This window comes from Cohnella algarum (assembly GCF_016937515.1).
GTDB lineage: Bacteria > Bacillota > Bacilli > Paenibacillales > Paenibacillaceae > Cohnella > Cohnella algarum.
In genome coordinates this window covers 5,459,604-5,485,421 of sequence record NZ_JAFHKM010000002.1, presented here as the reverse complement: position 1 = coordinate 5,485,421, position 25,818 = coordinate 5,459,604, and the positions used below count along the sequence as shown (strand labels likewise).

General features: G+C 59.5%; 27 protein-coding genes and 1 riboswitch. Of the genes, 26 read left to right on the top strand and 1 reads right to left on the bottom strand.

Features of this window, described 5'->3' with window-relative positions; genetic code table 11:
• Nucleotides 1-84: 84 nt before the first annotated feature.
• Nucleotides 85-897 (bottom strand): helix-turn-helix transcriptional regulator, encoded by an 813-nt coding sequence (locus tag JW799_RS24835; RefSeq protein WP_205432175.1) that lies wholly within the window; start codon nt 895-897, stop codon nt 85-87.
• A gap of 124 nt (nt 898-1,021) precedes the next feature.
• Here JW799_RS24835 and JW799_RS24830 point away from each other — a divergent pair, with 124 nt between their 5' ends.
• The 26 genes from JW799_RS24830 (at nt 1,022) to JW799_RS24705 (ending at nt 25,815) form a co-directional block, all read left to right on the top strand.
• Nucleotides 1,022-2,071 (top strand): Gfo/Idh/MocA family protein, encoded by a 1,050-nt coding sequence (locus JW799_RS24830; RefSeq protein WP_080838516.1) that lies wholly within the window; start codon nt 1,022-1,024, stop codon nt 2,069-2,071.
• A 99-nt stretch (nt 2,072-2,170) separates the two neighbouring features.
• The gene (locus JW799_RS24825) at nt 2,171-3,385 is read left to right on the top strand and encodes a D-alanyl-D-alanine carboxypeptidase family protein (protein WP_205432173.1); all 1,215 of its coding nucleotides are present in this window, start codon (nt 2,171-2,173) and stop codon (nt 3,383-3,385) included.
• Nucleotides 3,386-3,636: 251 nt separating this feature from the next.
• Nucleotides 3,637-3,990, top strand: coding sequence for an anti-sigma F factor antagonist (gene spoIIAA, locus JW799_RS24820; RefSeq protein ID WP_080838522.1), 354 nt, complete (start codon nt 3,637-3,639; stop codon nt 3,988-3,990).
• The gene (spoIIAB, locus tag JW799_RS24815; RefSeq protein WP_080838525.1) at nt 3,987-4,433 is read left to right on the top strand and encodes an anti-sigma F factor; all 447 of its coding nucleotides are present in this window, start codon (nt 3,987-3,989) and stop codon (nt 4,431-4,433) included. The genes spoIIAA and spoIIAB overlap by 4 nt, the downstream gene beginning before the upstream one ends.
• A 24-nt stretch (nt 4,434-4,457) precedes the next feature.
• Nucleotides 4,458-5,216: an RNA polymerase sporulation sigma factor SigF gene (gene sigF, locus JW799_RS24810; RefSeq protein ID WP_080838528.1), complete on the top strand. Its 759-nt coding sequence runs from the start codon at nt 4,458-4,460 to the stop codon at nt 5,214-5,216.
• A gap of 150 nt (nt 5,217-5,366) precedes the next feature.
• Nucleotides 5,367-5,999 (top strand): stage V sporulation protein AA, encoded by a 633-nt coding sequence (locus JW799_RS24805; protein ID WP_080838530.1) that lies wholly within the window; start codon nt 5,367-5,369, stop codon nt 5,997-5,999.
• Nucleotides 5,992-6,420: a stage V sporulation protein AB gene (locus tag JW799_RS24800; RefSeq protein WP_205432170.1), complete on the top strand. Its 429-nt coding sequence runs from the start codon at nt 5,992-5,994 to the stop codon at nt 6,418-6,420. Before JW799_RS24805 ends, JW799_RS24800 begins: the two co-directional genes overlap by 8 nt.
• Nucleotides 6,421-6,441: 21 nt before the next feature.
• Nucleotides 6,442-8,181: a spore germination protein gene (locus tag JW799_RS24795; RefSeq protein ID WP_205432168.1), complete on the top strand. Its 1,740-nt coding sequence runs from the start codon at nt 6,442-6,444 to the stop codon at nt 8,179-8,181.
• 205 nt (nt 8,182-8,386) lie between these two features.
• Entirely contained in the window at nt 8,387-9,718 is a 1,332-nt protein-coding gene (gene lysA / locus JW799_RS24790) for a diaminopimelate decarboxylase (protein ID WP_205432166.1), read from the top strand.
• Nucleotides 9,719-9,760: 42 nt separating this feature from the next.
• Nucleotides 9,761-10,195 carry a peptidylprolyl isomerase gene (locus tag JW799_RS24785; RefSeq protein ID WP_080838539.1) on the top strand — a complete coding sequence of 145 codons (435 nt, stop codon included), beginning with the start codon at nt 9,761-9,763 and terminating at the stop codon, nt 10,193-10,195.
• 841 nt (nt 10,196-11,036) lie between these two features.
• Nucleotides 11,037-11,226, top strand: a riboswitch (FMN riboswitch).
• A 428-nt stretch (nt 11,227-11,654) separates the two neighbouring features.
• Nucleotides 11,655-12,755: a bifunctional diaminohydroxyphosphoribosylaminopyrimidine deaminase/5-amino-6-(5-phosphoribosylamino)uracil reductase RibD gene (ribD, locus tag JW799_RS24780; protein ID WP_205432164.1), complete on the top strand. Its 1,101-nt coding sequence runs from the start codon at nt 11,655-11,657 to the stop codon at nt 12,753-12,755.
• A gap of 15 nt (nt 12,756-12,770) precedes the next feature.
• Nucleotides 12,771-13,454: a riboflavin synthase gene (ribE, locus tag JW799_RS24775; protein WP_080838548.1), complete on the top strand. Its 684-nt coding sequence runs from the start codon at nt 12,771-12,773 to the stop codon at nt 13,452-13,454.
• Between the two features lie 233 nt (nt 13,455-13,687).
• Nucleotides 13,688-14,974, top strand: coding sequence for a bifunctional 3,4-dihydroxy-2-butanone-4-phosphate synthase/GTP cyclohydrolase II (locus JW799_RS24770; protein WP_080838551.1), 1,287 nt, complete (start codon nt 13,688-13,690; stop codon nt 14,972-14,974).
• A gap of 8 nt (nt 14,975-14,982) precedes the next feature.
• Entirely contained in the window at nt 14,983-15,453 is a 471-nt protein-coding gene (gene ribH / locus JW799_RS24765) for a 6,7-dimethyl-8-ribityllumazine synthase (RefSeq protein ID WP_080838553.1), read from the top strand.
• An 80-nt stretch (nt 15,454-15,533) separates the two neighbouring features.
• Entirely contained in the window at nt 15,534-16,328 is a 795-nt protein-coding gene (locus JW799_RS24760; protein WP_205432163.1) for a segregation/condensation protein A, read from the top strand.
• Nucleotides 16,297-16,914, top strand: a complete 618-nt coding sequence (gene scpB, locus JW799_RS24755; protein WP_205432161.1) for an SMC-Scp complex subunit ScpB — start codon at nt 16,297-16,299, stop codon at nt 16,912-16,914. The genes JW799_RS24760 and scpB overlap by 32 nt, the downstream gene beginning before the upstream one ends.
• Nucleotides 16,915-16,986: 72 nt before the next feature.
• A complete protein-coding gene (locus JW799_RS24750) occupies nt 16,987-17,661 on the top strand; it encodes a DUF2953 domain-containing protein (RefSeq protein WP_205432154.1) in 675 nt (224 codons plus the stop codon).
• Between the two features lie 91 nt (nt 17,662-17,752).
• Entirely contained in the window at nt 17,753-18,229 is a 477-nt protein-coding gene (ytfJ, locus tag JW799_RS24745) for a GerW family sporulation protein (protein WP_080838564.1), read from the top strand.
• Between the two features lie 122 nt (nt 18,230-18,351).
• Nucleotides 18,352-19,452, top strand: coding sequence for a D-alanyl-D-alanine carboxypeptidase family protein (locus JW799_RS24740; protein WP_205432153.1), 1,101 nt, complete (start codon nt 18,352-18,354; stop codon nt 19,450-19,452).
• A gap of 28 nt (nt 19,453-19,480) precedes the next feature.
• Nucleotides 19,481-20,110 carry a nucleoside recognition domain-containing protein gene (locus JW799_RS24735; RefSeq protein WP_205432152.1) on the top strand — a complete coding sequence of 210 codons (630 nt, stop codon included), beginning with the start codon at nt 19,481-19,483 and terminating at the stop codon, nt 20,108-20,110.
• 3 nt (nt 20,111-20,113) lie between these two features.
• Nucleotides 20,114-20,644 carry a spore maturation protein gene (locus tag JW799_RS24730; protein WP_080838572.1) on the top strand — a complete coding sequence of 177 codons (531 nt, stop codon included), beginning with the start codon at nt 20,114-20,116 and terminating at the stop codon, nt 20,642-20,644.
• 40 nt (nt 20,645-20,684) lie between these two features.
• Nucleotides 20,685-21,431, top strand: a complete 747-nt coding sequence (locus tag JW799_RS24725) for a pseudouridine synthase (RefSeq protein WP_205432151.1) — start codon at nt 20,685-20,687, stop codon at nt 21,429-21,431.
• A 111-nt stretch (nt 21,432-21,542) separates the two neighbouring features.
• A complete protein-coding gene (locus JW799_RS24720; RefSeq protein WP_245809784.1) occupies nt 21,543-22,073 on the top strand; it encodes a redoxin domain-containing protein in 531 nt (176 codons plus the stop codon).
• 33 nt (nt 22,074-22,106) lie between these two features.
• Nucleotides 22,107-23,789, top strand: coding sequence for a cytochrome c biogenesis protein ResB (resB, locus tag JW799_RS24715; protein WP_205432150.1), 1,683 nt, complete (start codon nt 22,107-22,109; stop codon nt 23,787-23,789).
• 2 nt (nt 23,790-23,791) lie between these two features.
• On the top strand, nt 23,792-25,054 hold the full coding sequence (gene ccsA / locus JW799_RS24710) for a cytochrome c biogenesis protein CcsA (protein ID WP_205432149.1): 1,263 nt from the start codon (nt 23,792-23,794) through the stop codon (nt 25,052-25,054).
• Nucleotides 25,055-25,095: 41 nt separating this feature from the next.
• Nucleotides 25,096-25,815, top strand: coding sequence for a response regulator transcription factor (locus tag JW799_RS24705; protein WP_080838585.1), 720 nt, complete (start codon nt 25,096-25,098; stop codon nt 25,813-25,815).
• The last annotated feature ends 3 nt before the right edge of the window (nt 25,816-25,818 follow it).

The following is a 25,818-nucleotide window of genomic DNA, read 5'->3' as shown; positions in this document are numbered from 1 at the left end:
CGATCACCCCGTTTCCCAAGAGATCCTTTGATATCGGGAGAAACGACCGAATAAGCCGATCGAACCATTGGCAGCCCCGGCCGATTAAGGCAGCTCTTGCTTTCTCGCCTGCGAGGGCGTATGCCCGAAATATTGCTTGAACAGCTTCGTAAAATAGTTCGGATTGCCGCATCCGATGCTTTCGGCGATTTCGGTCACCGTCAGGTCGCTCTGCCGCAGCAGCCGCAGCGCTTCGTTCATCCGCAGCAGGTTCGAATAATCGATGAAGGTCCGGCCGGAAGGGTTCGATTCCATCCGGGCGAGCAGCGATTTGAACCGGTCACGGTTGCGAAAAGTAGGTTCGGCTGCGTTTCGCGCGGGAGCGGCGGGGAGTAGCGAACGGGACAGAAGCGCAAAAACGAGCAGCAAATCGTTTTTGACGACGAGCTGATAGGCCAGCCGCTTGCTTTTGAATTCGGCGATCGCATCGTCAAGGAGCGCGATCAGCCGCGCGTTTTCCGGGTCGAGGCCGTCCAGCTTCATCGGAAAGGAAATCTGTCCTTCCAGGAACGGCTTGACGAAGGCCTCGAAGACCGGATCGCGGGCCGAATCGCCGAACAGGGCGGGGCTTGCGACGATCGAGACGTATTCGACGGGGAGGTCGGACCGGTTGTAGCCGACATGCAGGCTTCCGGACGGCACGACGAGCGCGTCGCCCGCATCGGCTTCGAACGGAAGGCTGTCGATGAGAAACAGCGCGGAACCTTTTTTCATGACGATGATTTCGATATGCTCGTGCCAATGCAAGTACAGCACGCCTTGCCCGGCCCCGGCGAGAGGACGGTTCGCAAAAAAATTGACGGGGTAGCTCTTGTCCGGCAGGACGGTGTTTTCCCGCAAGTTGATCGGATAGGTCATCGCAAGTTCCCTTCGCACAAGATTCGTCTGTTTTCAGCCAAGATTGAATAGAGAAAACGCTTGCTTACCCGGCTATAATCGAAGTGAATTCCGAGTAAATCCATTATAAACGGGGTGCGCAAAAATGTCGAAAAAGCGTTTTCGGATCGCCGTCGCCGGCTGCGGCAGCATGGCGAGGACATGGGTGGAGCACGCGCTCGGCCGCGAGGATGCCGAAATCGTCGCTCTCATCGATATCAAGCCGGAGCTCGCGCAGGCGATGGCCGACCGTTACGGCCTTGCTTGCGGCGTCTACGCCGATCTCGGCCTGGCGGCAAGCGAGTCCGGCGCCAATTTGCTGTTCGACGTCACGGTGCCGGCGACCCATCACCGGATCGCGACGACGGCGATGTCGCTCGGCTGCGACGTGATGGCCGAGAAGCCTCTCGCCGCTACGCTTGCGGAATGCGCGGACATCGTCAAAAAAGCGGACGAAACCGGACGCTTTCATGCCGTCATGCAAAACCGCCGCTACGATCCGCGCATCCGCGCCTACCGGGAGCTGATCGCCTCCGGGACGATCGGGCGGCCCGGATTCGCGTGCGCCGATTTTTTTCTCGGGCCGCATTTCGGCGGCTTTCGCGAAGCGATGGAAAGTCCGCTCCTGCTCGATATGGCGATCCACACGTTCGACCAGGCCCGCTTCATTCTAGGCTCGGATCCGGTAACGGTCTATTGCCAGGAGTTCAATCCCCCCGGATCGTGGTACGAGGGAAGCGCGGCGGCGGTTTGCATTTTCGAAATGTCGGACGGCACCGTGTTTTGCTATCGGGGCTCCTGGTGCGCGGAAGGCGTTCCGACGTCGTGGGAAGCGGAGTGGCGCATCATGGGGGAAAGAGGCACCGCAATCTGGAACGGGAACGATGCCCCGTTCGCCGAGACGGTCGAGCTGGTCGACGCATCCGGCAGCTTTCACAAAAATCGCCGGCGCGTCGACGCGCCGGTGACGGAGGGCGGCCGAACGTTCCATAACGGCTGCCTGGACGAGATGTTCGCCTCGCTTGCCGCCGGCCGCCGCTCCGCCACGGATTGCAGGGACAACATTCAAAGCATGGCGATGGTGCTGGGAGCGCTCGAAAGCTCGAAAACCGGCCGGAAAATCCGTTTGGCCGAGATGTTCGCGGAAATCGAATAACCGGAAAGGTTGGGAATATTTTGTTCGGCCTCGGGGCAGACTGGTTGGAAGCAGCGATAACGCTACCAAACCGCCATTTCCGGAGGGGAACGAATCGACATGAACGTTTTTCGCAATCGCCCTTGGACTCGTTTGCTGACGGCCGGCTTGTTGTCGATGACGACGGCTGTTTTCGCGGTCGGGCCGCAGCAGGCGCTGGCCGAAGAGAGCAAACCGGGCGCGAATCCGCCCCAGGCGCAGCTCGCGAGCTCCGCCCGTTCCGCCATACTGATGGACGCGGACAGCGGAACCGTCATTTTCGAAAAGAACAGCCAGGAGCAGCTGCCGCCCGCCAGCATCACGAAGATCATGACGATGCTGCTGGTCATGGAAGCGATCGACGAAGGGCGGCTGAAGCTGTCGGATCCCGTGCAGACGAGCGAATATGCCGCCTCGATGGGCGGTTCGCAGATTTTTCTGGAGCCGGGCGAACAGATGACGGTGGAGGAGATGCTGAAAGGGGTGGCGCTCGCTTCCGGCAACGACGCCTCGGTCGCGCTCGCGGAAAAGCTGGCCGGCACCGAGGAAGAGTTCGTCAAGATGATGAACGAGAAAGCCAAGGAACTCGGGATGACGAATACCCATTTCGTCAACTGCAACGGCCTCCCGTCGCCGGGTCACGCTTCTTCGGCCCGCGACATCGCCATCATGTCCCGCGAACTGCTTAAGCACGAAGGCATTACGAAATACACCGGAATGTATCAGGATTACTTGCGCAAGGAATCGCCCAAACCGTTCTGGCTCGTCAACACGAACAAGCTCGTCCGGTTTTACCACGGGGCGGACGGCCTGAAGACCGGCTTCACGGGCGAGGCGAAATACTGCCTGTCGGCAACGGCACGGCGCGACAACATGCGCCTGATCGCCGTCGTGTTGGGCGAGCCGGATACGAAAACGCGCAACGCGGAAGTGTCCAAAATGTTCGACTACGCCTTCGCGCAATTTACGAACGTGCCGATTTACAAAAAGGGCGACGCCATCGGAACCCTCCAGGTCGAAAAGGGAGAGACCGCGAAGGTGCCGCTCGTGGCCGACCGTTCGTACAGCGTGCTCGTGCGCAAGGGCGACGCCGGCCGCAACATCCGCCACGAGCTGGTGCTGTACGACAAGGTGACCGCTCCGGTCGAAGCCGGGCAGCAGGTCGGCAAAATCATCGTCTACCGCGGCGACGAAGTGATGAGCGAATTCCCGGTCGAAGCTCCCGAATCCGTCGGACGCGCGGGATTGTGGACGCTGTTCAAGCGATCGGCCGGCAAGCTGTTTATGAACGAATAGCGGATGGGACCGGGTGCGCCTCCGGGTTGGGGGCGCAGCCGGTTTTGCGGCGTTCGAATGATGCCGGCATGGCCCTTCCCGAAGGCGATTCCGGCTCCCGGCCGCCAACGCCTCTTTGCCGTATTTTGTCGGGTAAACGGGGGCTTTTTCTAGTTTTGTCGGGGGGCAGGAATGCGGCTCGCGGCCGTAGAATTGGGAGAATAGAGCCGGGAAGCAGGAGACGGTCATGTTAAGGTGGGAGGAGAATCGGCATGAGTTTGCAAGTGGAGCTGGAGCAGCACCGCAACGTGCTCATCGTTCGCTTGAGAGGCGAGCTGGATCATCATACCGCGGATATCGTCCGGTTTAAAATGGAGGATGCGATTTTGCGCGGACGCTGCGATCATGTTTTGCTCAGTTTGCGAGATTTGCAGTTTATGGACAGTTCCGGACTCGGCGTCATCCTGGGGCGCTACAAGCTGGTGAAAAGCCGCGGGGGCAAAATGGTCGTATGCGACACGCACGCGAACGTCAAACGGTTGTTCGAGCTGTCGGGGTTGTTCAAAATTATCTCCTTCTACGACACGGAACGCTCGGCACTCGCCAGTCTGGAGGTCGTATCATGAGCGCAGCCAATTTTATGAAGCTATCGTTTGCCAGTCGTTCCGAGAACGAAGCGTTTGCGAGAGTCGCGGTCGCCGCCTTCGTGTCGCAACTGGATCCGACGATGGAGCAGCTGAACGACATCAAGACGGTCGTTTCCGAAGCGGTCACGAACGCGATCATTCACGGCTATGAAAACGAGCCGACCGGAGTCGTTCGCGTCGAAGCGGAGATCGAGGCCGACACCGTCGCGATTACGGTCAGCGACGAAGGGCGCGGCATCGAAGATATCGATCTGGCGCGCCAGCCTTTGTACACTTCGCGCCCCGAGCTGGAAAGGTCGGGCATGGGCTTCACGATCATCGAAAACTTCATGGACGAATTCGAAGTGGCGAGCGAGCAGGGCAAAGGCACGCGGCTGTGGATGAAGAAACGCATCGAATCCAAAAAAGCGCTCTACAATTAAATCCGCGCGGCAGGGGTTGGAAGCATGGAATTGGAAGCGAAGCGAACGTCGCCGCCGGGATATTTGGACGATGCGGAAGTGAAGCGCCTGATTGCGCTGAGCCAATCCGGAGACAGCGCGGCGAGGGAAACGCTGGTGTCAAACAATATTCGGCTCGTCTGGTCCGTCGTTCAGCGGTTTTCCGGACGGGGGTACGATTCCGAGGATCTGTTTCAAATCGGGTGCATCGGCCTGCTGAAATCGGTCGACAAGTTCGATCTCGGGTATGACGTCAAGTTTTCGACGTACGCCGTGCCGATGATCATCGGGGAAATCCAGCGATTTTTGCGGGACGACGGGACGCTGAAGGTGAGCCGGTCGCTGAAGGAGATGGCGAACCGTATCCGCAAGGCGAAGGACGAGCTGTCCAAGCGGCTCGGTCGCCAGCCGACGATCGGCGAGGTCGCCGACGAAATCGGGTCGACGCCCGAAGATATCGTCTTCGCGCAGGAAGCGAACAAGCCGCCGACCTCGATCCACGAAACGGTGTTCGAAAACGACGGCGATCCGATCACGCTGATGGACCAGATCGCCGACGAGTCCCAGGAGAAGTGGTTCGACAAAATGGCGCTTACGCAGGCCATTCAGAGCCTGAGCGACAGGGAACGGCTCATCGTGTTTTTGCGGTACTTCCGCGACCAGACGCAGTCCGAGGTCGCAAGCCGGCTCGGCATTTCGCAGGTGCAGGTCAGCCGGCTGGAGAAAAAAATATTGCAAAACATCAAAAATCAGATCGCCCAGTGACGGGCGAACGCCGGGAACGGCGAAGCGCGAAGACGCTTGCCGTTCCCGGCGTTTTTTTTGGCCGCATTCGTCTCATACTACAGGATATGCCAGCGGCGGCTCCGAAGCGGCAGCCGGATTTCGAAAGCATGGGAAGGGAGGGGGCGCCCGATGGACAATACGGTATATTTGCGTTTGCGGCGGCGCGTCGTCGTACCCCCGAAGGCGGTCATCACGCTCGGAAGCATTGCGGCGCTGGAGACGGGAGAGGCGGCGAAACGGAAGCTCGCCGCCCTTCCGGTTTGGACCGTCAAGCCGGAAGACGGCAGCCTGATCGTCATCGACATGCTGCAAATCGTCCGCAAAATCCGCGACGCGATGCCGGACATGCTCGTGGAAGCGTTCGGAGCGCCGCACGTGTTGGTCGAGGTGGCCGAACGAGGGACGATCCGGCCGCGGCGCGCGCTGCTCGTCGCCGCCTGGCTCGTGCTTTTTTTCGGCTCGGGCATGACGATCATCAACTTTCACGCGGACGTGGATATGCCGGAAGTCCAAAAGCGGATAACGGAGCTGATGACCGGCCGGAGGGAATGGCACCCGTGGCTGTTCCAAATCCCTTATTCGATCGGGCTCGGACTCGGCATGCTGCTGTTTTTCAACCGTCTGTTCAAGCGGCGGCTCAACGACGAGCCGAATCCGCTCGAGGTGGAAATGTTCATGTACCAGGAGAACGTGAACCATTACGTCATTACGGAAGAATACCGGAAAAAACACGAAGCCGGGGGAGGCAAGCCGGATGCGTGAGCTTTGGGGCGGACTCGGACTGGCCGTAGCGGGATTGGCCGGCGGCGTTGCGGTCGGAAGCGCGTTCGTCGCGCTTTTGATCGTACTCGACGTCGTTCCCCGGCTCGTGCAGCTGACTCGCGCCTACAGGCGCTCGATCGTGTTCGAATCCGCCCTCCTGTCGGGAACGCTGTTTTGGTGCGCCGCCGATCTGTTTCACTGGGAGACGCCGCTGCCGGCGACGGTTTTGTTCGTGCCGTCCTTGCTTAGCGGAATTTTCGTCGGCATGATGGCGGCCGCGCTCACGGAGGTGCTGAACGTCATCCCCATTTTTGCCAAACGCCTTCGATTGGACCGGTATCTGTTCGCGCTGCTGATGGCGATGGTTCTCGGAAAGGTGGCGGGATCCATCGTCGATTGGCTGCTGCTGCAGCCCGAATAACGCAAGAAGGAGCGAATAGCCATGGAAACGACCGAACACGGCCCCATGAATCTCGACCGCGAGCCTCGGCCTCCCGAATCCCGCGGCGGCGGGCCGGACGACTCGGAGCACGAGTTTTCCGCCATCAAAAAACCGAAGACGATCGAGCAGATGCTGCGCCGCGAGAAGCGCGAGGAAGCGAAGGAAGAAGACAGGCCGGCGCTTCGTCAGCATCATGAAAACGAGGTCCCGCCCGATGAGAACGAGGAAGCGCGGGAAGAAGACGGGCCCGCGCCTCGTCAGCAACATCAAAACGACATCCCGCCCGAAGACCGAATCCCTCCGCGTATGGACGAGTGGATGGACAAGCTGCGCGAACGGATCGGCCTCGAATTCAATTTTGACGTGCAAGTAAGGCAAATGACGTTCGGGGATCGCGAAACGGCCCTACTTTTTATCAGCTCGCTGACGAAGGATCCGTCGCTTACGGAAATCGTCAAGCGCCTGACGTTCCTCGAGCCGCAATCGTTAAGCCATGACGCGCTCGAATCGTTCTTTACCTATTATTTGCCGGCGGTCCAGGTCCGCAAGTCGCAATCGATGTCCGAAATGATCAACGACGTCATGATGGGCAATTCCGCGTTTTACGTGGACGGAGAGGATACCGTTCTGCTCATCGACGCGAAGCAGTATCCGAATCGAAATCCGGAAGAGCCGGCGCTGGAGAAGGTGGTGCGCGGCAGCAGGGACGGGTTCGTCGAAACGCTGCTCGTCAACGTCGCGCTTATTCGACGCAGGCTGCGCGATCCGAAGTTGCGGTTCGAGATCCTGAAAGTCGGCACGCGAACGCAGACCGACGTCGCGATCGGCTATATCGAGGACATTGCCGACCGCAAGCTGGTCGAATCCGTTCGCGACAAAATCCAGGCGGTGAACATCGACGGCATTCCGCTGGCCGACAAGCAGTTGGAAGAAATGACGGTCAAAACGGGCTGGAATCCGTTTCCGCTCGTGCGCTACTCGGAGCGTCCGGACGTCGTGGCCGCGCATTTGCTTGACGGCAGCGTCACCGTCATCGTCGACACGTCGCCGAGCATCATGCTGCTGCCCACCACGTATTTCGATCTGATCCAGCATGCCGAGGAAAACCGCCAAAGTCCGGCCATCGGCACCTATTTGCGGTGGGTGCGTTTTTTCGGGATGCTGGCTTCGGTGTTTTTGCTCCCCCTTTGGTTCTTGTACGCGCAAAATCCGCAGCTTCGGCCGGAGTGGCTGTGGTTTATCGGCGTGAACGAAAAGGGCGATCTGCCGCTCATTTTGCAGTTTATTTTGGTCGAGCTCGGCCTCGATCTGCTGCGGCTCGCTTCGGTGCACACGCCCGCGCCGCTCGTGACGGCGATGTCCCTGATCTCCGCCATTCTGATCGGCGATATCGCGGTGCAGACCGGATTGTTCGTAAACGAAGTCATATTGTACATGGCCGTGGCGGCGGTCGGCATGTTCGCCACCCCAAGCTACGAGCTCGGCTTCGCCAACCGGATCGTCAGGCTCGTGCTGCTGGTCGCCACTTTTTTGTTCAACGCCGAAGGGTTTGTCGTGGGCTCCACGGTCATCTTCGTCTGGCTGGCGCTCATGCGGTCGTTCAACGCTCCTTTCATGTGGCCGTTGGTGCCGTTCAATGCAAATGCCCTGATCGGCGTCATTTTCAGAAGGCCGATTCCGAGAAGCAAGTTCCGCCCGTCGATCAACCGGTCCAGAGACAACAGCAAGCAGCCGGTATAAGGCGGCGCCGAAAGTTGTGGAAGCGGCGGGACGGACGCGCGCAGGCGGACCCGCAAGGCGGACGAATGCAAATGATGTGGCAAATCCTCCATTTCCCCGGGAGACGGTTTCGGATATACTCTAAGTAACATGCGCAATTACCGGATGCGGCCGTCTTGCGACCGAACCGTTTATCCGAATTTATTTGTCAAAGGGGAAATTCCAAATGTATTTGCACGGAACGAGCCGTATCAACGACTTGGGCCATCTGGAAATCGGAGGCTGCGACGTTACGGATTTGGCCAAGCGGTTCGGAACGCCGCTGTATATCGTGGACGAAGCGCTCGTCCGCCAGCGCGCGAGAGAATATGTCGAAGCGTTTAAAGCGACGGGCCTGCGCTTTCAGGTCGCCTACGCGTCCAAGGCGTTTTGCGTCATGGCGATGTGCCGGGTGGCCGAGGAAGAGGGCATGAGTCTCGACGTCGTCTCCGACGGCGAACTGTACACGGCGCTGCAGGCGGGCTTTCCCGCGGAGCGCATCCATTTCCACGGCAACAACAAAACGCCGGAAGAAATCGAAATGGGGCTGGACGCGGGAATCGGCTGCTTTGTCGTCGACAACTTCGTCGAGCTGGCGATGCTGAACGCCATCGCCGCGGAAAAGGACAAGCAAGTAAACATCCTGCTCCGCGTCACGCCGGGGGTCGAAGCCCATACGCACGATTATATTTCGACGGGCCAGCAGGATTCGAAGTTCGGCTTCGACGTCGGCAACGGCACCGCGCTGCGCGCGGTCGAGGAAGCGCTGAAACAGCCGCAGCTCAAGCTGCTCGGCGTGCACTCCCACATCGGCTCGCAAATTTTCGAAGTCGAAGGCTTCCGCATGGCCGTCGAGAAGGTCGCGGCGTTCTCCGTCGAAGTCCGCGAGAAGTTCGGCGTCACGTTCCCGGTCATCAACCTGGGCGGCGGCTTCGGCATCCGCTATGTCGAAGGGGATAAGCCGCTTCCGGTGGCAACGTACGTCAAAGCCATCACCGATGCGATCATTACTCATTTCAAGGAAAACGATTATCCGCTGCCGGAAATTTGGGTCGAACCGGGCCGCAGCATCGTCGGCGACGCCGGAACGACGCTTTACACCGTCGGAACGAGCAAGGACATTCCCGGCGTGCGCAAATATATCGCCGTCGACGGCGGGATGACCGACAATCCGCGTCCGGCGCTGTACGAATCCAAATACGAGGCCGTGCTCGCCAACCGCTGCAACGACGCCGCCGACGAAGTCGTATCCGTCGCCGGCAAATGCTGCGAAAGCGGCGACATGCTCATCTGGGACCTGAAGCTTCCGGCTGTCCGTCAGGGCGACCTGCTTGCCGTATTTTGCACGGGAGCGTACAATTATGCAATGGCCAGCAATTACAACCGGATCCGCCGTCCCGCGGTCGTGTTCGTGCGCGACGGACAGGCCGATCTGGTCGTATCCCGCGAATCGTTCGACAATATCGTCGGCAACGACATCATTCCCGAGCGTCTACGCAAGCAAGCTGTGGCCAAGTAATGCCCGGACCGGGCGATCGACAGACGAGAGGATGAATCGAATATGGCAAAGCAAGCGGTTATCAAGCTTGAGGACGGCAAGGAAGTCGTCATCGAACTGTTCGAGAAGGACGCTCCCGGAACGGTGGCGAACTTCGAAAAGCTCGCGAACTCCGGATTTTACGACGGCCTGACGTTCCACCGCGTCATTCCCGGGTTCGTCGCCCAGGGCGGCTGCCCGAACGGCAACGGAACCGGCGGGCCCGGCTACGAGATTCCGTGCGAAATCAACCCGAATAAGCACGAGCGCGGAGCGCTCGCAATGGCGCACCGCGGCCCGAACACCGGGGGCAGCCAGTTCTACATCGCGTATGCGCCGCAGCCGCACCTGGACGGCGTGCACACCGTGTTCGGCAAGGTGACGTCCGGCATGGAGCATGTCGACGCGTTCAAAGGCCGCGACAAAATGGAAACCGTTCGCGTCGGCGAAGGGGCGTAAATCGCGTCAAGGAAGCCGTTCGCTTCGGGAGGTCCCGCTTCGGGCCTCACGCGCGGACGGCTTCTTCGGCGTGGGCGCGGGCTGAATTGCGGGGGCTGATTGCACGGGCTGATGGTCGTTTCATGAGGCCGCGCGATTTATCGTACAAAATCGCCCCGTCAGGCGGTTATGTATATACGCATTTATATGATTTTTCGTACACTCCCGTCATCTTACGTTTAGGCGCCTACAACTAAAAATTTGTTAAAACCGTTACCGGGGGAATATGAACCGCTTGACGAGCTACGTTGGATTTTGTCCAACCAGCGAAGCGAAAATCGGGAAACGTGCTATCTACGCTGGATTTTATCCAACGAAAAAGGGCATTTCGGGCGAAATGGACGGACAAGGCGTCATCCGATTGGATAAAATCCAACGTAGGGAGAGCGATTGGGGAAAACGGCGCTTTTGGTTGGATGAAATCCAACGTGGGCGGAGCGATTAACGAAAACGGTGCGGTTCGATCGGCGAAAACGGTGCTTTTAGTCGGGATCAAGTCCAACTTAGGCTAGTAATCGGCGAAACGGTGCGGAGCGATTGGGGAGAACGGCGCTTGCGAAATAAAATCCAACGTAGGTCACGCGTTCCGGGGTTCCGGACGAAAAAGCGTCGTTCGTGCGGCGCCCCTTAACGTTGGCGCCGGGAGCCCGATGGCGCCGAATCATGTAACTGCGCAAAGCCTGTCCTAATGGGGGGACCGCCCAATGGCCAGCGCGGGGGCGCTTGGCGGCTGCGGAGGGGCGGCGCCTTTTTTTGGCTTGCAATTTATGCAGGCGAGTGGTAAACTTTCTTTCAATCAGCGACTTACCTTCGGGGCGGGGTGCAATTCCCCACCGGCGGTGATCGACGGAACGCGCAGGCCGCTAAGCGGACGCCGCCGTCGTCAGTCCGTGACCCGTCATCGCAGCTACCGGATAACCGGCGGGCGTGATGCGGTGGACCCGGTGCGAATCCGGGACCGACAGTAACAGTCTGGATGGGAGAAGGAAGCGCAGCGCGGCCGGGCCGCGTCTTTAGGCATCCAATCGACAGGAAAGCGAACGAGCGGCGCTTGCGCTAATCAGGCGCTAACGCTTTTTCAACGATAATCGCAAACAGGTTATCGTTTAAGCGACTTGGCATGTACCATTTTTCACATGGGACCATGTTGCGCGCATCGATTCGTCTTTCGGTACGGCGAGTTCGGGATCGGTTTGTTCGAGTCAAGACTTCTGCGGAAGACGCGATTCGGGGCCGGCCATCGTTTCGCGCCGCGTCGGTTGTCTTCGTTGTCCGCTTGTCTCGCATGCGAGCGAGCTTGGGACTTGTTTGCCTTTGGACGAAGCGTTTTTTCGGTCGGATAACGCTGTGTAACCACCCCCGGGGCTTGCCGCTCCGGGTTTTTTTGTTTTTATTTCGGCGTCGGGAGCGTGGGAGGCAAATGGACATTATCAACGACGAATTTTACATGCGGCTTGCGCTGAATACGGCCGCTTCCGCCGCCGGCCAGACGGAAGTCAATCCCATGGTCGGCTGCGTCGTCGTCAATAACGGACGCGTCGTCGGCATCGGCGCCCACCTGCGCAGGGGAGAAGCCCATGCCGAGGTGCACGCGCTCAACATGGCGGGAGAGGACGCGAAGGGCTCCACCGCATACGTGACGCTCGAGCCGTGCAGCCACCACGGCCGGACGCCGCCCTGCTGCGAGCGCCTCATTCGCGAGGGCGTGGCCCGCGTCGTCGTCGCGACGACCGATCCGAACCCGCTCGTGGCGGGCAGGGGGCTGGCCCGGCTCCGCGAGAGCGGCATCGAGGTGAAAGTCGGCGTGCTCAAAGCCGAGGCCGAGAAGCTGAACGAAGCGTTCAACAAGTACATCGTTACCGGCTTGCCGTTCGTCACGATCAAGACGGCGGTGACGATGGACGGCAAAATCGCGACGCGCGAAGGGCACAGCAAATGGATTACCGGGCCGGCGGCCCGGGAAGCGGTTCATGCGCTCCGCCATCGGAACAACGGCATCATGGTCGGCATCGGGACGGTGCTCGCGGACGACCCGGAATTGACGACGCGGCTCGGCGTTCCCGGCCTTCATCCGATTCGGATCGTGGTCGATTCGCAGCTCCGCCTGCCCGACTCGGCCCGCGTGCTGAACGGCGAGGCGCGGACGATCGTGCTGACGACGGCGGGCGCGGACGAAAATCGGGCCCGGTCGCTCAGGCAGCGGGGAGCGGAAGTAATCGCGTGCGGCGAGGGCCCGAAGGTCGATCTCGCCGCCGCGCTTGCGGAACTCGGCCGCAGGGATATCGCCTCGCTGCTCGTGGAAGGAGGCGGCGCGCTGAACGGCGCGCTCGTCGAGGCCGGCCTCGTCGACAAGATCATGCTGTTCTACGCGCCGAAGCTGGTCGGCGGTGACGCTCCGCCGGCGTTTGCCTTTACCGGTCCCGAACGAATGGAAGAGGCGCTTTCGATCGAGCGGATTGAAATCGAGCGTTACGGGGACGATTGGTGCGTCAGCGGTTATCCCGCCAAGCCGAGGCTCTAGGAAGGAGGAACGGACATGTTCACGGGACTTATCGAAGAAATCGGAACGCTGCGGCGCGTGCAGCGGCGCGGTGAGGCGATGGTGCTGACGGTCGCCGCCGCCAAGGTGCTGGAAGGCGCGCGCCTCGGAGACAGCATCGCCGTCAACGGGGTGTGTCTCACGGTCATTTCGTTCGACGGATCTTCGTTCGACGCGGACGTCATGCCGGAAACGTTTCGACGCTCGACCTTGCACGAACTGAAGCCCGGCGATCCGGTCAACCTGGAACGGGCGATGCTTGCCGGGGGGCGATTCGGCGGACACATCGTGCAAGGGCACGTGGACGGCACGGCAACGGTCGTCTCCCGCCGGGCGGAAGCGAACGCGATCGTTTTCGCGATCAAGCCGCACAGTCCGGAATTGGTCCGCCAATCGGTGCCGAAAGGTTCGATTACGATCGACGGCACGAGCCTGACGATCGTATCGGTCGACGACGGCGCCGGAACGATTACCGTTTCCATCATTCCCCATACGCTGAAGGAAACGGCGATCCAGTTCAGGAAGCCGGGCGACACGGTCAATGTCGAGTGCGACATTTTGGGCAAATACGTCGATCATTTACTCAGGCAGCGGTTCGGCGAACCGCCTGCGGGCACGGCTGTCCCCGGGGCGGCCGGCAGAGGCTTGACGGAAGCGATGCTGCGCGAAAACGGATTTTGATGATCGGCTGCCGGACATTCGAGTATCCGGGCAACCGGCATAACCGGCACCCGGACAGCCGAGATCCGAACAACCGAGATCCGGACAAACGGGCACCCGGACAACCGAGATTCCGACAACCGGCATTCGCATAACCGAGATTCGAATAAATCGGCATTCGGTCAACCGTTCGGACAATCGGGCATCCCGGCAATCGGATTTAAGTTAGCGCGAGAACAGAGGAGGACAACAGGATGGACGCCTTCAACTTCCATACGATAGAAGAAGCGATGCAGGATTTGCTGCAAGGCAAGGCGATCGTCGTCGTGGACGACGAAGATCGCGAAAACGAGGGCGATTTGATCGCGCTGGCGGACAAAGCGACCCCCGAAATCATCAACTTCATGATTACCGAGGGCCGAGGCCTCGTATGCGTGCCGATTACGGAGGAGCGCGCGGAACAGCTCGATTTGCCGCCGATGGTCCAGCACAATACGGATTACCACGGCACCGCGTTTACCGTGTCCGTGGATGCCGTCGCGACGACGACCGGCATTTCGGCGTTCGAGCGCGCGGAGACGGTCAAGGCGCTCATCGATCCGGCTTCCGGCCCCGCCAGCTTCCGCAGGCCCGGCCACATGTTTCCGCTGATCGCCAAAAACGGCGGCGTCCTGCGCCGGGCGGGCCATACGGAAGCGGCCGTCGACCTCGCGCGCTTGTGCGGCACGTACCCGGCCGCGGTCATTTGCGAGGTCATCAAGGAAGACGGGACGATGGCCCGCCTGCCGGATCTGATCGAGTTCACGAAGCGCCACGGCCTGAAGCTCGTGACGATCCAGGATTTGATCCGCTATCGCAACGAGAAGGAAAAGCTGGTCAAACGCGAAGTGGAAATTCGGCTGCCGACCGATTTCGGAGAATTCCGGGCGATCGGGTATACGAACGTCGTCGACTACAAGGAGCACGTCGCCTTGGTTAAGGGGGACATCGACGGTTCGGCGCCGACCCTCGTTCGCGTCCATTCCGAGTGCTTGACGGGCGACGTCTTCCATTCGCACCGCTGCGACTGCGGGCCGCAGCTCGAAGCGGCGCTCAGGCAAATTGATGAAGCGGGCTCCGGCGTGTTATTGTATATGCGTCAGGAAGGCCGCGGCATCGGGCTTTTGAACAAGCTCCGGGCGTACAAGCTGCAGGAAGAAGGATTGGACACGGTCGAAGCGAATATCAAATTGGGCTTCGCCCCGGATTTGCGGGATTACGGCATCGGAGCGCAAATCCTGAAAGACATCGGCGTCCGCCGAATCCGGCTGCTGACGAACAATCCGCGCAAGATCAAAGGCTTGGAAGGCTACGGCCTGAGCGTCGTCGAGCGCGTCCCGATCCAAATGCCGGAAAACGAAGACAACGCCCGCTATTTGCATACGAAGCAAGATAAGCTCGGCCATCTGTTTTCTTTCCCGGAGGAAGGCCGCCGGACCGAACCCTTGAACGTCATCGAACAAAACGAACAAATTCCGGGCTTGACGCCGAAGAAAGGATGAATAATAATATGGCAGTCGTATATGAAGGCAATCTGATTTCCACCGGTTTAAAATATGGGGTCGTCGTCGGCCGTTTCAACGAATTTATTTCGACGAGACTGCTCAGCGGGGCGCTGGACGCGTTCAAACGCCACGGCGCGCAAGAGGACGAGGTTGAAATCGCCTGGGTGCCGGGCGCGTTCGAAATTCCGCTCGTCGCGCAGAAAATGGCCGAAAGCGGCAAGTACGACGCGGTCGTCACGCTCGGGGCCGTCATTCGCGGTTCCACGCCGCATTTCGATTTCGTTTCGAACGAAGTGGCCAAAGGCGTGGCCGCGACCGCACTGAAAACGGGCGTGCCGACGATTTTCGGCGTGCTGACGACCGACAGCATCGAGCAAGCGGTCGAAAGGGCCGGCACGAAAGCAGGCAACAAAGGCTGGGAAGCGGCCACGACGGCGATCGAAATGGCCAATCTTACGCGGGCGCTGAAAGGTTGAGCGGACGATCGCGGCCGCGGCTCCGCGCGGTCGGCGCAAGCCGCTCGGTTTGCGCTCCGCAGAAAGGGTGACTTGGCGGCGTGACGGTGCTGTACAAGCTGGAAACGTTCGAAGGACCGCTCGATCTGCTTCTGCATTTGATCGACAAAGCGGAAATCGACATTCAGGACATTTCCATCAGCGAAATAACGGATCAATATATCGAATATTTGGAAGCGATGCAGGAGCTGGAGCTGGACGTGACCAGCGAGTTTCTGGTCATGGCCGCCACCCTGCTCTCCATGAAGAGCAGACAGCTGTTGCCCAAGCCTCCGGCGACGGAAGAGCCTTGGGTCACGATGGACGACGACGGGGAAGATCCCCGCGAGGAACTGATCCGCAAGCTGCTGGAATACCGGAAATTCAAAGCGGCCGCGAGCCAGCTTCGCGAGCACGAACTGGAGCGAAGCCGGGTATTCACGCGCGAGCCGGCCGATTTGTCCCCGTACGTTCGCGACGTTCAAATCAATCCCGTGGAAGGCTTGCACGTGGACGATCTCGTCCGGGCCTTCCGCAGGGCGCTGCGGAGGGAGGCCGGCCGCAATCGCGTCGCCTCGATTGCCCGCGACGAAATTTCCGTCAAGGACCGGATCCGCGATATCATGGACGCGCTCAAGCGCAAAGCGGCCGAAGGGGAAGGCAAAGTGCTGTTTTCCCAACTGATCGGAGACCGGTTCGACCGCAATGAAATCGTGGCGACTTTTCTCGCGATTCTGGAATTGATGAAACGTCGCTGGGTGCTTTGCCATCAGAACAAGCTGTTTGACGATATTGTCGTCAGTTGGACGGGAAGGGAGGGCGACGATGGACTATTCGACATTGAGGTCGGTACTTGAGGGGCTCCTGTTCGTAGCGGGAGAAGACGGCCTCAGCGCCAAAGCGATGGCGGAAGTCGTCGAAATGAACGCGGACGTCGTGCTTGACGTTCTTCGCGACCTGCAAAGCGATTACGTTCGCCACAATCGCGGACTGCGCATTGCCGAGGTGGCGGGAGGATTCAGGCTTACGACGGCTCCGGAGCACGCGCCGTATCTCGAAAAGCTGGCCTACTCGCCCGCCAGGACCGCCCTGTCCCAGGCCGCTTTGGAGACGCTGTCCATCGTGGCCTACCGCCAGCCGATCACCCGCGTCGAAATCGAGGAAATCCGCGGGGTCAAATCCGATCGGCCGATCCATACGCTCGTCGCGAAGGACTTGATCGAGGAAGTCGGGCGCGCCGACGCGATCGGAAGGCCGATCCTGTACGGCACGACCAAAGCTTTTCTCGACTATTTCGGACTGCCGGATCTCCAGCATCTTCCCGACCCGCTCGTAGCCGAGGGAGACGACGAGCTGGAGGAGCGCACGAAGCTGTTGTTCGACCGGATCGAAGGCCGCCAGCTGACGATGGACGATCTGAACCGGGCATTGGAAACGAATTGAATCGGTTCCAGCCGTATGAACCGAAACCGGAAAAGGCCATACTATTCCCACACGAAAGGCGGCGGGGAACGTATGGCTTTTTGGCATTTCTTGGCGATCGGATGCGTGTTGGCATTGGCGATTGCCGTATGGGCTTCGTCCATCAGAATTCGGATCCGTTATTCGCGCAGCGGCCATTTCGACCAGCTGGTCGTCATCGCGAGAGCGTTGTTCGGGCTTGTCCGGATCCAGACGGCCATTCCTTCGATCATGATCAAAGATTTCGATATCGTCTATCGGCAAAGGGGAAAAGAGGAAGCAGGCCTGATCCGGCGCAAGAAACGAACGACCAAGCGGATCGGCATGCGCGGCGCTTCTCGGTTTATGAAAAGGTACCGAACATTGCTCGGCAACGTTTTCCATTTCAAAAAAAGGGTTCGAAAATTGCTGCGCAAGGTGGAATGCACGAGGTGGCGTCTCGACATCGAGATCGGGCTGGGCGACGCGGCGCTGACCGGGACCGCAGCCGGGCTTGCCTGGTCGGTTCTCGGTTGCGCGGCCGCCCTGACGGGTCATTTCGTCGCGCTTAAAACCCATCCCCACGGCAGCGTGAAGCCCAATTATTCCGGCGAGGAACTTTCGATCGTCTGGGAAGCGGATTTTCGTCTCCGATTCGGCGATGCGTTCGTCGAGTTGGCCAAATTCGGAACCGGCGCCCTGCGAATCGCGAAGACGGTGCGATCGTGGCGCGCGGCTCCCGGTTCTTAGCGTCCGGCCAGCCGACGGCCGGCGAATAAAAAGCTCGGCGTTGTAGCAAAATGAAACCGCGTAGAATGCGAAAAAGAAAAGGAGTGTCACGATGTCCGAGCATCCGATTAAAGGCCTTATGCAAACGGCAATGGAAAATATCAAGGAAATGGTGGACGTCAACACCATCGTCGGCGAGCCGGTCCAAACGCCGGACGGCAGCGTCATTATGCCGATTTCCAAAGTCGGGTTCGGATTCGCGGCCGGGGGCAGCGAATTTCAGGCGGCCGACGAAACCGATAGCGCGGGCGCCGGCGGCAGCCCGTCCGACGCGCACCGCGCGTCCGTCGCGCTTCCGTTCGGCGGGGGCAGCGGCGGCGGCGTTTCGATCACGCCGATCGCGTTTCTGGTCGTCGGCGTGCAAGGAGTCAAAATCGTTCCCCTGGACAATCAGACCCATCTGCTCGAAAGGCTGATCGATGCGGCACCGGCCTGGGTCGAAAAACTCCAGGGCTTGATCAAAACGGGTCCGCAACGCGAAGGGAACGAAAATATCGCCATTCGCTCTCCGTCTCCGGATCTGATGTAGCCCGAAACGAACTGGCCTATGGCAGCAAGAGGGAAACCGGCCGATTTGGCCGGTTTTTCATTTCGCATGAGAGCGGACATACTTTTGGACATGCCGACATATTTTGAATCAGGAGGCACAACATGAAGCACGCCGTAGCATCCATAACCCGCTACGCGATAATCGCCTTGTTCGGCGGATGCCTCGCGCTCGTTCCGCCCGCGTTTCACGTTTCCCGCGCGTACGCCTCGTCCTCGCAGCCGCACGGCCCGGGAGCCGTCGGCCGCCCGTCGACGCACGCCCAAGCGGCGGCGCTGATCGACGTCCGATCCGGGCGCCTGTTGTACGATCACCGCGGCGACGAGCCAATGCGAATCGCGAGCCTGACGAAAATCATGACCGCGATCGTCGCGATCGAGCATGGAGATCCGAGCGGCGTCGTCACCGTGAGCAAACGCGCCGCCGGCAAAGAAGGTTCCTCCATCTATCTGAAAGCCGGGGAAAAAATGAAGCTGGCCGATATGCTATACGGCCTCATGCTTCGGTCCGGCAACGACGCGGCCATGGCGATTGCCGAGCATGTGGGCGGAAGCGTGGAAGGGTTCGTTTTTTTGATGAATCGCAAAGCGGAAGAGCTCGGGCTGGACCGCACCCGTTTCGCGAATCCGAGCGGGCTGGACCAGGACGGCCATTATTCGACCGCAAACGATTTGGCCAAGCTTGCCGCTTACGCGCTGCATAACGATTTGTTTCGGGAAATCGTCAGAACGAAGGTCAAGACGGCTCCGAATCCGTACGATCCATGGGATTACAAGTGGGTCAACAAAAATAAAATGCTGTTTCAGTACGAAGGCGCGGACGGCGTCAAAACGGGCTATACGAAAAAAGCGCTGCGCTGCCTCGTCAGTTCCGCCACGAAAAACGGCCAGCAGCTCGTCGCGGTAACGCTGAACGATCGGGACGATTGGCTCGACCATCGAAACATGCTCGATTACGGATTCGCCCGTTATCCGCTGCAGCGAATTATAGGGAAGGGAGAACCTTTCGCGGGCTATCCTTATATCGCGATGACCGAATTCGCTTACCCTCTCGCGCAGGGAGAGCGGGAGCAGCTAAAAGCGCATTTCGCGCCGGCCGCTTCGACAAGCCTGGATTATGCGTTCGGGTATCGCGGCAAGCTGATCTTCCGGATCGGCGACCGGACGATCGGAACGATCGGCCTGACAGAGGCAAGCCATGAATGATTTTTGATTTTGGGGGAGGGCGGTTCAATTGGTCAACGGGATTTGGCTCGGGATGATCGTGTTCAGCGTCGGCTACGCCGCCGTCAACGGCCGCGTTCAGCAGGTGACGGAGGCGGTATTCGCGGGAGCGCAGACGGGCGTTACCGTTTGCTTCGGGCTGATCAGCATCATGGTGTTCTGGCTCGGCATGATGCGCATCGCCGAATCGGCCGGGCTGGTCGGCCTGCTTTCGCGAGCGGTCGCTCCTGCCGTGCGCTGGCTGTTTCCGGACGTGCCCAACAACCACCCCGCCTTCGGCTTTATCCTTTCGAATATGAGCGCTAACCTGCTCGGACTCGGCAATGCCGCAACGCCGATGGGGATTCGGGCGATGCAGGAGCTGCAGAAGCTCAATCCCCGTCCCGACACGGCCACGCCCGCGATGTGCACGCTGCTTGCCCTCAATACGGCCAGCATCACGCTCGTGCCGACGACGCTGATCGCGATCCGGATGAATTTCGGCTCCGCTCATCCCGCGGACATTATCTCGTCGACGCTGCTTGCCACGATCGTCTCGACCGGGGCTGCGATCGCCGCCGACCGATGGTACCGGAGCCGCAACCGAAAAGCGCCGCCGCTTCGCTTGGGTCCGGCCGAGGCGGAAACGAAAGGAGGGTGATCGATGCTCTCCTTTCTTCACGCTTTGTCCGCCTGGGCGATTCCGATGCTCATCGTCTTCATTCCGCTCTATGCCGCGTTTCGGAAAGTGCCCGTTTACGAGACGTTCGTCGACGGGGCGAAGGACGGCTTTCAAACCGCGATCGGCATCATCCCCCATCTGGTCGGCATGCTGACTGCGATCAGCATGTTCCGCGCTTCGGGAGCGCTTGACGCCCTCGTCGGCCTCGTCCGCCCGTTTTTCGAACGGATCGGCGTCCCCGGCGACGTGCTGCCGCTCGGTCTGCTGCGGCCGATTACCGGAGCGGGCGCCCTTGCCTACACGACCGACCTGATCAAGGAGTTCGGCCCGGATTCGATGATCGCCCGCATCGCGTCGACCATTCAAGGGAGCACCGATACGACGCTTTACGTGCTGACCGTCTACTTCGGCGCCATCGGCATCCGGCGTTCCGGCTACGCCCTCAAGGTCGGCCTGTTTTCGGACGTCGTCGGTTTTTTCGCCGCCGTCGCCGCATGCTTGTTGTTGTTTTAAACCTTTCGTCCATGTATGATGAAGGATGAGGTGAACATCATTGGAACGATTGCAAAAAGTACTCGCGAATGCCGGCGTCGCCTCGAGGCGCAAATGCGAGGAACTGATAAAAGAGGGGAAAGTGACGGTCAACGGGGAAGTCGTGACCGAGCTCGGCGTGAAAGCCGACCCCGCCAAGGACGATATCGCGGTGAACGGAAAGCGGATCCGCTCCGAACGAAAGATTTATTTGATGTTCAACAAGCCCAAAGGCGTCATCACGAGCGTCAACGATCCGAAAGGGCGCCCCGTCGTGACGGACTACCTGAAAGGCGTCAACGAGCGGGTCTATCCGGTGGGACGGCTCGATTTCGATACGGAGGGCCTGCTCCTGCTCACGAACGACGGCGAGCTGGCGCATAAGCTGATGCACCCGCGGCACCACGTCCCGAAGACGTATTTGGCCACCGTGGAGCGGGTGCCGCACGGCGACGCGCTGGACAAGCTGAAGCGGGGCATCAAGCTGGAGGACGGGATGACCGCGCCGGCCGACGTCGAATACCACGACGTGGACCCCGACAAAAAGCAGGCCACCATCCGCATTACGATCCGCGAGGGGCGCAACCGGCAGGTGCGGCGGATGTTCGAGGCGATCCATCACCCCGTCATCCGGCTCAAGCGCATTTCGTTCGGGGGACTTGCGCTCGACAATTTGCAGCGGGGCAAATACCGCAAGCTGTCCGGCGACGAAGTCCGGCTGCTGACGGAGGCCGCGGACGGGGCGGAAGACGCGAACCGGGCGGAGTGATTTACGTCACACAATGTTCATAACCGGAGGTCCGGGCGCTTGCCTGCGGCCCCGGTATTTTCGTTATAATCAAGTCGAAGGTTTTACGCGAAAAAAAACGGAAATACGGCGGTGAAATCATTGAAGCGTTACCGGAAGCCCATCCAGTATATCATCCTCGCCTTCGTCGTCGCGATCGGCGGATACGCGATCGGGCAATCTTTTTTCAAAACGTCCGAAGTGCTCGAAACCGGCCAAGGGGCGCCCGAATTTACGCTCGCGGATCTGTCCGGGGAGACGCATTCCTTGGACGATTATAAAGGCAAGCCGCTCGTGCTGAATTTCTGGGGAACGTTTTGTCCTCCGTGCCGCAACGAAATGCCCGACCTGCAGAAGGTGTACGAAAAGTGGCAGGACCAGGGGCTCCAGGTCGTCGGCATCAACCTGAGCGAAGACAGGGTGAGCGTTCGCAGCTTCGCGCAAAGCGTCGGCGTGAATTTTCCCATCCTGCTCGACAAAAATCGCAAAATCGAACGACTGTACGGCTTGCGGGAATATCCGACCACGTTTTTTATCGGATCGGACGGCACCATCGAAGAAATCGCCATCGGCGGGCCGATGAGCGAAGCATTTATCGAAGAGAGGGTCGAACGGCTGTTCTAGCCGCAGGCTCCCTGCAAGGAGGCATAAGCTTCATTGTTTCAAAATACGAAATGCGAATGCGGACATCAAAATCCGACGGGAACGGTGCTTTGCGAAGCTTGCGGCAAGCCGCTTGTCGAAGACTTGCCGCTGGACAGTCCGCTGGAGATGCGGTACGACGGCGTCGCCCGCCGCTCGCAAAAGTCGAACCCGTCCTGGATCGACCGGATCTGGAACTTTTTTTCCTCCGTCAAAATCGCCGTCTGGCTGATCGTCATTACGCTGATCGGCGCGGCGCTGGGCACGATTTATCCGCAGGAAAGCTCGTTCGTCAATCTGTACGATCCGGCGCAGTATTATAAGGATACATACGGAACGTGGGGCGCGATTTATCAATTTCTCGGATTGTCCCGAACGTATGAATCGTGGTGGTTCATCGGCCTGCTCGTCATGATCGGCACGTCGCTCGTCGTTTGCAGCCTCGACCGCGTCCTTCCGCTTTACAAGGCGCTGTCCAAGCAGCAGGTGCGCAAGCATATGACGTTTCTGAAGCGCCAGCAGACCGCATTCGAAACGACGCTCGAGATCGACGCCGGCGAGTGGATGCAGAGGTTTCAGAGGGAACTGAAGCGAAAGCGCTACCGGGTTTGGGTGGATCCGAACGACGGAACGGCGCTGCTCGCCGAGAAGAACCGGTTCAGCCGCTGGGGGCCTTACATCAACCATATCGGCCTTATCGTGTTTTTGCTGGCGGTGCTGGGACGGGCCGTTCCGGCCTGGCATATGGACGCGTACGTCTCGCTCGACGAAGGGCAGATCAAGCAAATTCCGAACACGCAATACTACGTCAAGAACGAGAAATTCACGGTCGAGTACTACACGGACGACGAGCTTCCCGAAAGGCTGAAGGGCACGCTAAGGGCGAAGCTGTACGAAACGAAGGCGACGCTGTACGAATGCACGGCGGACTGCGACGATCCGGTCAAAGAGCCGGTGCTGACGCAGGTGGCGCAGCACGACATCCAGGTGAACAGCCCGCTATCTTACGAAGGGTTGAAGCTGTACCAGTACAACTACGACGAGCGGATCCGGCTCCTTTCGGTCAAGCCGAAGCTGATCGACACGCAAACCGGCGAAACGTACGGCCCGTTCGAGCTTCCGATGACCAATCCTCCGTTGACTTACGAGGCCGGGCCCTATACGCTGAAGTTGAGCAATCTTTTTCCCGATTTCGGCCTGGACGAGTACAACCGCCCGATGACGAAATCGCGCGAAACGATCAATCCCGCCTTCGTGTTTGTCGTGACGGGACCCGGCATCGCAGCGGACGGCGAAATGTATATGTATTTCCCGCTGCCGTCGGCGGACAACAAGACGCTGCAAAGCCAGCTGAACGAAAGCTTCCGAAAGCTCGGCACCAATACCGGCCGTTTTTCGTTCGAAGTGGGCGACATGCAAAACGTCGAGTTTTCGCTGTACAATTCGACCCTGAACGTGCGCGTGGATCGCGCGATGCCGTTTATTTGGGTAGGGGCCGCCATTTCGATGATCGGGCTCGTTATGGGCTTCTACTGGCAGCACCGCCGGATCTGGCTCCGGATCGACGACGGCGACAAGCTTACGATCGGCGCGCACACGAACAAAAACACGTACGGCATCCGGGCGGAAGTGGCCGCCGCGCTCGGCAAAACCGGCATCAAGGTCGATCCGAAAGCGCTGGATAACAGGAGGAATTAACGTTGAACCAATGGCTTGCTTTTAGTGAAAATGCCTTTTTGGCCGCCTTTTTTCTGTACTGCGCCTCATTTATCGTCTATGCGGTGGCGGTAGCCGGAAAAAAATGGAGCAACCGCGATCCGGAAGCCCACGTGAAGCGTTGGGGGAAGATCGGATTTATTCTGGCCGTCGTCGGCTGGATCGCCCACCTCGCCTTTTTCTTTACGCGCTGGAAGGGCGCGGGGCACATTCCGACGAGCAATATGTACGAGTTCATGACCTTCCTCGGCATGGCAATCATGCTTGCCTTCATTATTGTATATTTGATTTACCGCAAAGTTATGCTGGGGGCTTTCGCGCTTCCGCTTGTCGTCATCATTATCGCTTACGCTTCGGTGTTCCCTTCCGAGGTACAGCCGCTCATCCCGGCGCTGAATTCGATCTGGCTGTCGATCCACGTGACGACGGCGGCGCTGGGCGAAGCGTTTTTCGCGGTCGGCTTCGCGGCCGCCCTCGTGCATTTGATCCGCGTGCTCGACTATTCGCGCACCGACAAGGCGGCTCGCCGCTCGCAGAAGTGGACCGAGCTGGTGCTCGTTTTTATCGTCATCGTGATCGGCTTCCTCGTCTCGGTATTCGGCTTCCGCGCGGCGGGGTACGAAGCCCAGTTCAGCCAGGAAAAGTTCCGGATCGACGATGCGGGCCAGGAACAGACGACGGTGGAAAGGGTCGAGTATACGCTCCCGCCGATCGTCGCCCCGTACAATAGCGAAACGCTGGAAATGGACAGCTTCATCGGCATGGACAAGCCGTTGTTCGAGGCTCCGTCGTGGATGAACGGCGTGAACGCCGGCCGCAAGCTGAACACGATCATCTGGTCGATCCTCAGCGGGCTGATCTTGTACGCCCTGATTCGACTGATCGCCCGCAAGCCGATCGCGGCCGTCATCCGGCCGCATTTGGAAGGGATCGATCCGGACGACCTCGACGAAATCGCGTACCGGGCGATCGCGATCGGCTTCCCGGTATTTACGCTCGGGGCGCTCATCTTTGCGATGATCTGGGCGCAGATCGCCTGGTCCCGGTTCTGGGGCTGGGATCCGAAAGAAGTATGGGCCTTGATTACTTGGCTGTTCTACAGCGCCTATCTTCACCTGCGTCTTTCGCGCGGCTGGCAGGGAACGCGTTCGGCGTGGCTGGCGGTGATCGGTTTTATCGTCGTCCTCTTTACGCTGATTGGCGTCAATCTCGTCATCGCCGGCTTGCACTCCTACGCGGGCGTGTAAGAGAAGGCCGAGGGACATCCTAAGAATGGAGGGGATTGCATATGGCAAACCAAGCCGGCAACCGGATTTTGGTCGTAGACGATGAGGAACGGATTCGCCGTTTGCTCAAAATGTATTTGGAAAAAGAAGGGTACTCCGTGGACGAAGCGGAAGACGGGGAAACGGCTTTGCGCAAAGCGCTTCAGGATAATTACGATCTAATCGTGCTGGACTTGATGCTGCCCGGCATCGACGGCATCGAAGTATGCACCCGCCTGCGTCAAAGCAAGGCGACCCCGGTCGTCATGCTGACGGCCAAAGGGGAGGAAGTCAACCGGGTGCAGGGGTTTGAGGTCGGCGCGGACGATTACGTCGTGAAGCCGTTCAGCCCGCGCGAAGTCATTTTCCGCATCAAGGCGATTTTGCGCCGTTCTTCCGCGACGGCGTTTTTGTCCAAGGAACTGAACGCCAGCAACAATATCGTGTTCCCCCACCTCGTCATCGAGCATGACGCGCACCGGGTGACGGCGGGGGGCCAGGAAGTCAATTTGACGCCCAAGGAATACGAACTGCTGCATTATTTGGCCAGTTCTCCCGATAAAGTGTTCTCGCGCGAGGAACTGCTGAAGGATGTGTGGAATTACGATTTCTTCGGCGATTTGCGGACGGTGGACACGCACGTGAAGCGTCTCCGCGAAAAGCTGAACCGGGTGTCGACCGAAGCGGCGGCGATGATCACGACGGTTTGGGGCGTCGGCTACAAACTGGAGGTTTCCAAGTAGACG